Below are 10255 nucleotides of genomic sequence, written 5' to 3' on the forward strand. Positions count from 1 at the left end.
ATCGGCTGGGTGACCAGCTGGTCGCCTATCTGGTGGCTGATCCGGATCGGGTGGTGGATACCGAGTCGGTGCGGGCCGGGGTCGGTGCGCGGTTGCCTGGGTATATGGTGCCCGCGGCGTTCGTTGTGCTCGAGGAGTTCCCGTTGAACGCCTCGGGCAAGTTGGATCGTAGGGCGTTGCCCGCGCCGGTGTTCGAGGCCGCGGTGTTCCGCGCGCCTGTGACGCCGACGCAGCAGCTGGTGGCAGGCACTGTCGCCGAGGTACTCGGTGTGGAGCGGGTCGGTCTGGACGACGACTTCTTCGACCTGGGCGGCAACTCACTGCTGGCGACACAGGTGGCGGCGCGGCTCGGTGAGGTGCTGGACACCCAGGTTCCGGTGCGTGCGCTGTTCGAGTCACCCACCGTGTTGGCGCTGGCCGCGACGGTGGCGGAAAACGCAGGGCAGGGTGGCCGGGCACCACTGGTCGCCCGTCCGCGGCCAGATCTGGTGCCGTTGTCGCCTGCGCAGCAGCGCATGTGGTTCCTGAACCGGTTCGACAACCGGGCTGCGGTGAACAACATTCCGGTTGCCTTGCGGCTGGCCGGCGCGCTCGATGTGGCCGCGCTCAACGCGGCCATCGGCGACGTGCTCGCACGGCACGAGGCGCTGCGCACCGTCTACCCCGAGGTAGAGGGGACTGGCTATCAGCGTGTCCTGCCGATGGCCGAAGTCGGTTTTGACTTGGTTGCCGAATCGGTCGCTGTGGATGAGCTGTCTATGCGGTTCGTCGAGCTGGCGAACGTCGGTTTCGATGTGACCAGTGAGATCCCGTTCCGGGCCCGCTTGCTCGAGTTGTCGGCGACCGACCACATAGTGGTGCTGGTCATGCATCACATCAGTGTGGACGGTTTCTCGCTGCGTCCACTGCTACGTGACATAGTGCTTGCCTATACAGAGCGCGCTCGTGATGCGGCGCCCGGTTGGACCCCGCTCGATGTGCAATACGCCGACTACGCGCTGTGGCAGCGCGACGTGCTCGGCGTCGAAGACGACCCGGATTCCGTCGCGGCCGAGCAGCTCGCGTACTGGACCGAGCAGCTGCGCGATCTGCCCGATCAGATCGAATTACCCGCCGACCGTCCCCGGCCGGAGATCGCTTCCAACGCCGGTGGCACTCATAACTTCACGGTCGGTGCCGAATTGCACGCCGCGTTGGCAGAGTTGGCGCGGGCTCGCGGTGTGACGCTGTTCATGCTCGTGCACGCCGCGCTCGCCGCATGGGCGAGCCGCCTGTCGGGCAGCACTGACATAGCGATCGGTACTCCGATCGCGGGCCGTGGTGAACGCGCACTCGACGATGTCGTCGGCATGTTCGTCAACACACTGGTACTACGCAACGAGGTCGATCCTGGTGTACGTTTCGAGGAATTGCTCGACCAGGTGCGTCGCACCGACCTGGCTGCTTTCGCGCACACCGACGTGCCGTTCGAGCGACTGGTGGATGTGCTCAGCCCAGCGCGGTCGCAGGCGCATCATCCGCTGTTCCAGATCGCGCTGACCTTCGAAGCCGCCTCAGCCGCTCATATCGGCGCCGTTGCGGTACCGGGTCTGGACGTCGAGGTGGTCGACATCCACCCAGGAACAGCCAGATTCGATGTGCAGCTTACGGTTGGCGAGTCTGCAGATGGCGGGCTCGGACTGTCGTGGAACTACGCCATCGAACTGTTCGATCCGGAGACAGTGGCCGCCTTCGCCGACCGTTTCGTGCGCATCCTGCGCGGTATCGTCGAGGAACCGGAGATCCCAGTCGGGGATATCGATCTGCTCGGGGAGAGTGAACGGCTCGACGTGTCGCAGCGCTGGGTGTCTTCCGGCGCCGACAGTACCGGGAGTGTTGCCCGAGTGGGTGGGTTCGCTGATCCGGATAGCACGCTGGCCGGGTTGTTCGATGAGAGCGTCGCCGCGCACCCGGACCGGATCGCGGCTCGCTTCGGGGTGGAGACGCTGACCTACGCCGAGCTGGACCGGCGAGCGAATGTGTTGGCGCGCAGGTTGATCGCCGAAGGCGCCGGGCCGGAGTCTCTGGTCGCGGTGATCCTGCCACGGTCACTGGACTTGGTGGTCGCGCTGTTGGCTGTAGTGAAGACCGGTGCGGGCTATGTGCCGGTCGATCCGACCTACCCGGCCGACCGGATCGCCTATGTGCTCGCTGACTCTCAGCCGACCAGCGTGGTGCTCGATTCCACTGTGCGGGTATCGGTTCCGCATGAGCTGCCCGCTGTGGTGCTGGATGGGTTCGCAGTGGAGACCGGCAACGTCGAGGACGCCGACGACGCTCCGATCACCGACGCCGATCGGAATGCCGCGTTGACCCCGGACAATGCCGCGTACGTGATCTACACTTCTGGCTCGACCGGCCGCCCGAAAGGCGTCGTGGTGACGCACCGGAATGTGGTGCGATTATTCGCTAACACCGACCGTGACTTCGGTTTCGAGCCCGATGACGTGTGGACGCTGTTCCACAGCTACGCCTTCGACTTCTCGGTATGGGAGCTGTGGGGACCGTTGCTGTTCGGCGGCGCCCTCGTGGTGGTCGACTACTACACCTCGCGCTCGCCGGAGCAGTTCCTGGAACTGCTACGCGCCGAGGGTGTCACGGTGCTCAACCAGACTCCGTCCGCGTTCTATCAGCTGGCGGAGGCCGACCGGAATGCCGCACTCGACGCCGCACCGCTGGCGCTGCGCTATGTGGTGTTCGGCGGCGAGGCGTTGGAATTGCGCAGACTCGCCGATTGGGTGGCCCGGCACGGTGCTGGTGTCACCGATCCGACTTCAGCGGAGGCGCGGGCTGCTGCCTCGGGTCCGCTGCTGGTCAATATGTACGGTATTACCGAGACCACGGTGCATGTGTCCTATCGTGCATTGGACGCCGCGACTATTGCCGCGGCGTCCGGAAGCGTGGTCGGGCGGGCGGTCGCGGGCTTGCGGGTGTATGTACTCGACAACAGGATGCGTCCGGTTCCGATCGGGGTCGCGGGCGAGATATATGTGGCCGGGACGCAATTGGCCCGCGGTTATCTCGGCCGTACCGATCTGACCGCCACCCGCTTCGTCGCGGACCTGACGGGCGAGGTGCCAGGCGGGCGGTTGTACCGTTCTGGCGATCTCGCGCGCTGGAATCGTTTCGGTGAGCTGGAATACCTGGGCCGTGCCGACGACCAGGTGAAGGTGCGTGGCTTCCGGATCGAACTCGGCGAGATCGAATCGGCGATTCTCGCCCAGCCCGGCATCGCCCAGGCCGCGGTTATCGTGCGTGAGGACCAGCCAGGCGATCAGCGGATCGTCGCTTATGTGGTTGCCGAACCGGACGCTCAACCGGCGCTCGATGCGGTGCGTGACGGCGCCGCCTCGCAGTTGCCGTCCTACATGGTGCCCTCGGCTATGGTGCGGCTGGAATGGATTCCGCTGACCGTCAACGGAAAGCTGGACCGCCGGGCATTGCCTGCTCCGATGGCGCGGGCGCGTGCCTTCCGCGCACCGATTACGCCGGTACAGGAGACCGTGGCCGCGGTGTTCGCCGATGTACTCGGCGTGGAGCGAGTCGGCCTGGACGACGACTTTTTCGACCTCGGCGGAAACTCGCTGATCGCGACTAGAGTGGTGGCTCGCATCGGCGCCGCGCTCGGCACAACTGTCGCGGTGCGCACGCTGTTCGAGGCCACCACCGTGGAAGCTCTTGCCGCGCGGACCGAATCGCACGCCGACGGTGCCGCACGGGCTCGTCTCGTCGCCCGTGAGCGTGCCGCAGAGGAATTGGTGCCGTTGTCGTTCGCGCAGCAGCGCATGTGGTTCCTGAACCAGTACGACACCGCTTCGGCGGCCTACAACCTGCCGATAGCCATCCGGCTGACCGGTGATTTGGACATCGAGGCATTGTGGCTGGCGGTTGCCGACGTGGTGCGCAGGCACGAGTCGTTGCGTACCAGATACCCCGAGCACGGCGGCATCCCGGTCCAGGTCATCGTGCCTGCCGAGGACATCGCTCTGGATCTGCGTCCGGTCGCGGTGGATAGGGCGGAGTTGACTGCGGCAGTGGCCGAGTTCGTTACCGCCGGATTCGATGTGGCCGGACAGGTTCCGTTGCGCGTCAGGTTGTATGCGACCGGATCCGACGAGCACGTGCTCGTGGTCGTGGTGCACCATATCGCGGCTGACGGCTTCTCGATGAGGCCGCTGACCCGCGACGTGATAATCGCCTATACCGCGCGCGCTACCGGCAGTGTTCCCGGTTGGATGCCGCTGGCGGTGCAGTACGCCGACTTCGCGATATGGCAGCGCGAAGTTCTCGGCGCCGAAGACGATCCTGGCTCGTTGCTGGCCGGGCAGGTCGCGTACTGGCAGCGTGCGCTCGCCGGTATTCCTGATGAGCTGGCCCTGCCCACCGATCGCCCCCGTCCGGCCATCGCCTCGTACCAGGGCGCGACGCTGCATCACGAGCTATCCGGTGAACTGATCGACGACTTGGAGGAGATCGCGCGACGGCGCGGTGCCTCCTTGTTCATGGTGCTGCACAGCGCGCTGGCCGTGCTGCTGGCGCGACTGTCCGGCAGTGACGACGTGACGGTCGGCACCCCGGTCGCTGGTCGTGGTGAAGCTGCGCTCGACGACCTGGTCGGCATGTTCGTCAACACACTGGTGCTGCGTACCGGGATCGAGCCGGGCGAATCGTTCGCAGATCTGCTCGAGCGGGTACGTCGCACCGACCTGGACGCCTACGGCAACGCCGACGTGCCGTTCGAGCGGTTGGTGGAATTGCTCGCGCCGGAGCGCTCGCAGGCGCGCAACCCGCTTTTCCAGGTGATGCTGGCGTTCCAGAACACAGAGCGCTCCGTCCTCGAGCTACCAGGTCTTGCGGTGTCCGCGCTGGATATCGAAGAGAACGTGGCGCGTTTCGATCTGCAGTTCACCCTCGCTGAGCGTGACGAATCAGATTCCGGCGCGATGGCTTTGGCGCTCACCTACGCCACTGAGCTGTTCGACGAGTTCACCGTGACACAGATCGCACGGCGTTGGGAGCGCGTGCTGGCGTCCATCGCGGCCGATCCCGAGATCGCTATTGGTGCTATCGATGTACTCGATATGACCGAGCGGGCGGAGCTGGTCGCGCGCACTGGTGCGGCGGAAACGCGAGCACGGACGCTGCCCGATCTGATCGCCGAGGCCGCGGTGATCGATCCGCAGGCGCCCGCAGTGGTGTTCCAGGGAAGAAGTCTGTCCTATGGCGAGTTGGATGCGCGATCGAATCGCCTGGCCCGTCTACTGGTCGCGCATGGCATCGGCACCGAGGATCTGGTGGCGGTCGCTGTGCCGCGGTCGGATATGTCGTACTTCGCCGAGTGGGCAGTGACCAAGACCGGTGGCGCGTTCGTACCGATCGACCCGACCTATCCAGCCGACCGTATCGCACACATGGTCACCGATTCGGGCTCCCCGATCGGTATCACCGCGGCATCGGTGCGCGCCGAACTGCCGGATACGGTCGAATGGCTGGTGCTCGATGAGTTGGAGCTCGCTGCGTTCGACAGTGTCCCGGTCACCGATGCTGATCGGGTGCGGCCGCTGCGACCGGAACATCCGGCCTACGTGATCTACACCTCCGGTTCTACCGGTGTGCCCAAGGGCGTCGTAGTCACCCATGCAGGCCTCGCTAACTTCCGCGACGAGCAGAACGCCCGCTACAACGTCGATTCCGACACGCGCGCACTACATTTCGCCTCGCCCAGCTTCGATGCGTCGATCTTGGAGTTCTTACTCGCAATCGGCAACGGCGGCGCGCTGGTGGTTTGCCCGCCCGGAGTGTACGGCGGGGAGGAACTGGCCGAGCTGATCCGCGCCGAGCGAGTCAGCCATGCCTTCCTCACCCCATCTGTGCTCGCCTCGCTGGATTCGGCGGCGCTGGAAGACATGCGGGTGATCGTGGCGGGAGGCGAGGCTGTGCCCGCTGATCTGGTCGCGAAGTGGGGCGGTGCGCCGGAGGGTTCGGGTCGCCGCTTCCACAACGGCTACGGCCCGACCGAGACCACGATCATGACCAATATCAGCGATGCGCTCGCGCCAGGTGATCGGGTCACCATCGGCGGTCCGATCCGTGGCATGCAGTCGTTGATCCTGGACGCCCAGCTGCGGCCTGTTCCTGTGGGTGTCGCAGGTGAGTTGTACCTGTCGGGCATCCAGCTGGCCCGTGGCTACCACGCGCGGCCGGTGCTGTCGGCTGAACGGTTCGTCGCCAACCCATACGTCCCCGGAGTGCGGATGTACCGCACTGGTGATGTGGTGCGTTGGACCAACACTGGTGCGGTCGACTACGTGGGCCGCTCCGACTTCCAGGTGAAGGTGCGTGGTTTCCGCATCGAACTCGGCGAGATCGACGTTGCGCTCACCTCGCACGCGACTGTCGACTTCGCTGTCACCGTGGGCCACACCGGCGCCACAGCCGCGACATCGCTGGTTTCCTATGTAGTCGCCGCGCGTGGACACTCGATCGACGTGTCGATGCTGACCTCGCATGTCGAGGCTCTGCTGCCCGCCTACATGGTGCCCTCCGCGATCATGGTGATCGACCACGTTCCGCTCACCCCCGTCGGCAAGCTGGACCGTAAGGCGTTGCCGGAACCGGTATTCGCGACCGAGGTCGTGTTCCGTGCGCCGCGCACCCCAGTCGAGCAGGCCCTCGCTGAAGTATTCGCCGAGGTTCTCGGCATCGAGCGGGTCGGAGTGGACGACTCGTTCTTCGCATTGGGCGGTGACAGCATCGTCTCTATTCAATTGGTCTCTCGGGCCAAGGCGCGCGGTGTGGCGCTCACTCCGCGACAGGTCTTCGAGCAGCGCACTGTGGCCGGACTGGCCGCGGTCGCCGAAACCATCGAGGCGACCGGGTCGCCAACCGTGACACTCGCCGAGCTACCTGGTGGTGGAGTCGGTGCCATGCCGTTGACACCGGTGGTCCGGTTCATGGCCGAGCGGCGTGGCTCGTTCGGCCGGTTCAACCAAACGCTGGCGCTGGAGTTGCCGGTGGGCATCGACCGCGCAGGTATTGCGGCGACGGTCGGTGCGGTCATCGATCGACACGACATGCTGCGGGCGAGCCTGCGCAAGGAAGGCGATGACTGGACTGTCGAGACCGTCGCGCCGGGCACGGTCGCGGTGGATGGACTGATCGACCGAATTGGATTCGCCGCGAATATTACTGACATGGAACTGGTCGAGATCGCCTCTGCTGCCGTGGATGTGGCGCTGGACCGACTCGACCCGGCCGCAGGTGCGGTCATCCGGTTCATCTGGTTGGAGCCCGATTCCGCCGAGCGCTCCGGTCGGCTGATCGTTGTCGCCCATCACCTGGTGGTGGACGGTGTCTCATGGCGCATCTTGGTGCCGGACTTCGTTACGGCATGGGGGCAGTGCACTGCGGGCCAGACGCCGGAATTGGTCGCACCGGCCACTTCGATGCGCGCTTGGGCGCATGCACTGCGACGTGAGGCGACCAGCTCCGAGCGGGTGGCCGAATTGGGCTACTGGCGTTCGGTGGCAGACACGCCCGACCCACTGCTGACCGAGCGGGCACTGGACCCGGCGCTGGACACTTCAAGAGTCATCGAGAAACTGCGGGTCGAGGTGTCTTCGGAGGTCACAAGGGCTCTGCTCACCACAGTTCCCGCACTGTTCCACGGCGGCGTGAACGACGGACTGCTCACCGCGCTGGCGCTGGCCACCGTGAAATGGCGGGTGCGTCGGGTCGGTACTCACGGTGACGATTCGCTGCTGATCCGCTTGGAAGGACACGGTCGCGAAGAGGACGTGGTTCCCGGTGCGGATCTGTCCCGCACTGTCGGTTGGTTCACCGCAATCTACCCGGTCCGTTTCGACTTGTCCGGCATCGATCTCGACGCGGCGTTCACAGGCGGATCTGCGCTCGGCGCTGCCATCAAGGCGGTCAAGGAGCAATTGCTCGCAGTGCCGGACAAGGGGCTCGGCTATGGTCTGCTGCGCTACCTGAACGCCGAGACCGCACACGAGCTGCCGCGCGACCTGCCCGGCCAGGTGAGTTTCAACTACCTCGGCCGAGTCTCCGAGGGGGATGTGCCGGAGTCGCTGCGTGGTTTCGGCTGGATCCCCGCCCCTGAACTCGGTGCGCTGGCCGGCGCCTACGACGCGGATATGCCCGCGATGGCGTCGCTCGATGTGAATGCGATCGTGGTCGGCGACACACTGTCCGCCACTATCGGCTACCCCTCGACCCTGCTGCGGGACGCCGACGTGCGCGAGTTCGCCGAATTGTGGACCGCTGCTCTGGAAGCGGTTGCCCGCCATGCTAATTCAGCCGGTGCGGGTGGGCACACCCCGTCGGATTTCGCGCTGATGCGCACTGCGGGGATAACTCAGCGGGATATCGACGGATGGGAGCAGCGCTTCCCGGCACTGGCCGATATCTGGCCGCTCTCAGCGCTGCAGGCCGGTTTGCTGTTCCATGCCAAGCTCGCCGCGAGTTCGGTGGACGTCTATACCGCGCAAGCTGTGCTGACCCTGACCGGACGGGTGGATGCGGCCCGATTACGCTCGGCAGCACAGGCATTGGTAGACCGCTACGAGAACCTACGCACCGCGTTCATCACCGATCGCGGCGGTAATCCGGTGCAGATTGTGCTGGACCGTGTCCGAGTGGCCTGGGCCGAATATGACCGGATCACCGAAGGCAATGGTGCCGACCTCATCCAGGCCGACCGCATGCGCCGTTTCGACCTCGCCGAGCCACCGTTGATCCGCTTCACCTTGATCCAGACGGCGGACGCCTCCGCACCGGAAGGAGCTCGCTGGCAGTTTGTGGTGTCCAATCATCACATCCTGCTCGATGGCTGGTCCATGCCACTGCTCATGCGGGAGCTGCTGATGTTTTATGCCGCACACGCGGACAGCTCAGTATTGCCTGCGGCCCGCTCCTATCGGCATTTCCTGGAATGGACTCGGCAGCAGGATCACGCGGCTTCGATGGCCGCATGGACGCACGCGATGCTCGGTGTCGGCGAGCCGACCCTGCTGGCCCGTCCAGATGCGGGGCGCGAGATCACCGCATTGTCCGGTGAATACTTCTTCGATCTGGATGAGACGGTCACCGCGCGGTTGACCGTGCTGGCCGGGTCGCTCGGCGTCACGCCGAACACCGTGTTACAGACCGCGTGGGGAATCCTGCTCGGCCGGATGACCAACCGCGATGATGTGCTGTTCGGCACCACAGTCTCCGGGCGTCCCGCGCAGCTGGCCGGCGTGGAGTCGATGGTCGGTTTGTTCATCAACACCGTACCGGTTCGAGTGCGTTTCGATCCGGCGGAATCAGCGCGTGATCTGCTGCGCAGGACTCAAGGTGAGCAAGCCGACCTACTCGATCACCACTACGTCGGGCTGGCTGACATCCAATCTGCCGCCGGCATCGGTGGCCTATTCGATACTCTCGTAGTCTTCGAGTCCTACCCGGTCGACGCGGCGGGCCTGCAGGCGCAAGCCGCGGATATCGATGGTATGGCGGTGACTGCGTTGGACGCGGCCGACGCCACGCATTACCCCCTGACTCTGATCGCGCAGCTGGACTCGCGGCTTCGGGTACGCGCGGGCTACCTGCGCGACCTATTCGACGAGCAGACCGTGCGGAGTATCGCCGACCGTCTGATCAGGGTACTCACCGCGATCGTCGATGAGCCGGACACGACTGTCGGTGCTATCGAACTGCTCGACGCCGCTGAGCGTGAGCTGGTGCTCTCCAGCTGGAACAACACCGCGTACCCGATCGACCCGACAGCATCATCGGGGCAAACCGCGCATTCTGTCGGGACAACTCTGGTTTCGATGCACTACGACCAGGTCGAACGCACGCCGGAGGCGACTGCGGTGACCTTCGAAGGGACAAGTCTGTCCTATGCCGAGTTCTCCTGGCGGGTGAACCAGCTGGCGCGCTGGCTGATCGCACGTGGCGTTGGCGCGGAATCGTATGTGGCACTGGGTATGAGGCGCTCGATCGATCTGGTTGTCGGTATGTATGCCGTCGTCGCCGCCGGCGGTGCGTATGTGCCGCTTGATCCGGATCATCCGGCCGAGCGCACGGAATACATTCTTGCCACCGCTGATCCGGTGTGCGTACTGACCTCCGGGGCAGATCTGGATATTGATACCGCACAGGTACGCATCGACCTGCTCGATCTGAGCGGGCTTTCGGAAGCACCGGTTAC

The 10255-nt window shown here is 65.2% G+C and carries 1 protein-coding gene; it reads left to right on the forward strand.

Annotation, left to right across the window (positions count from 1 at the left end; translation table 11 throughout):
- Positions 1–10255 (forward strand): amino acid adenylation domain-containing protein (locus ACX4ZE_RS22210; protein WP_480275409.1); only part of this gene is annotated, 10255 nt, incomplete at both ends.

Source organism: Nocardia sp. TBRC8007, from assembly GCF_056629435.1.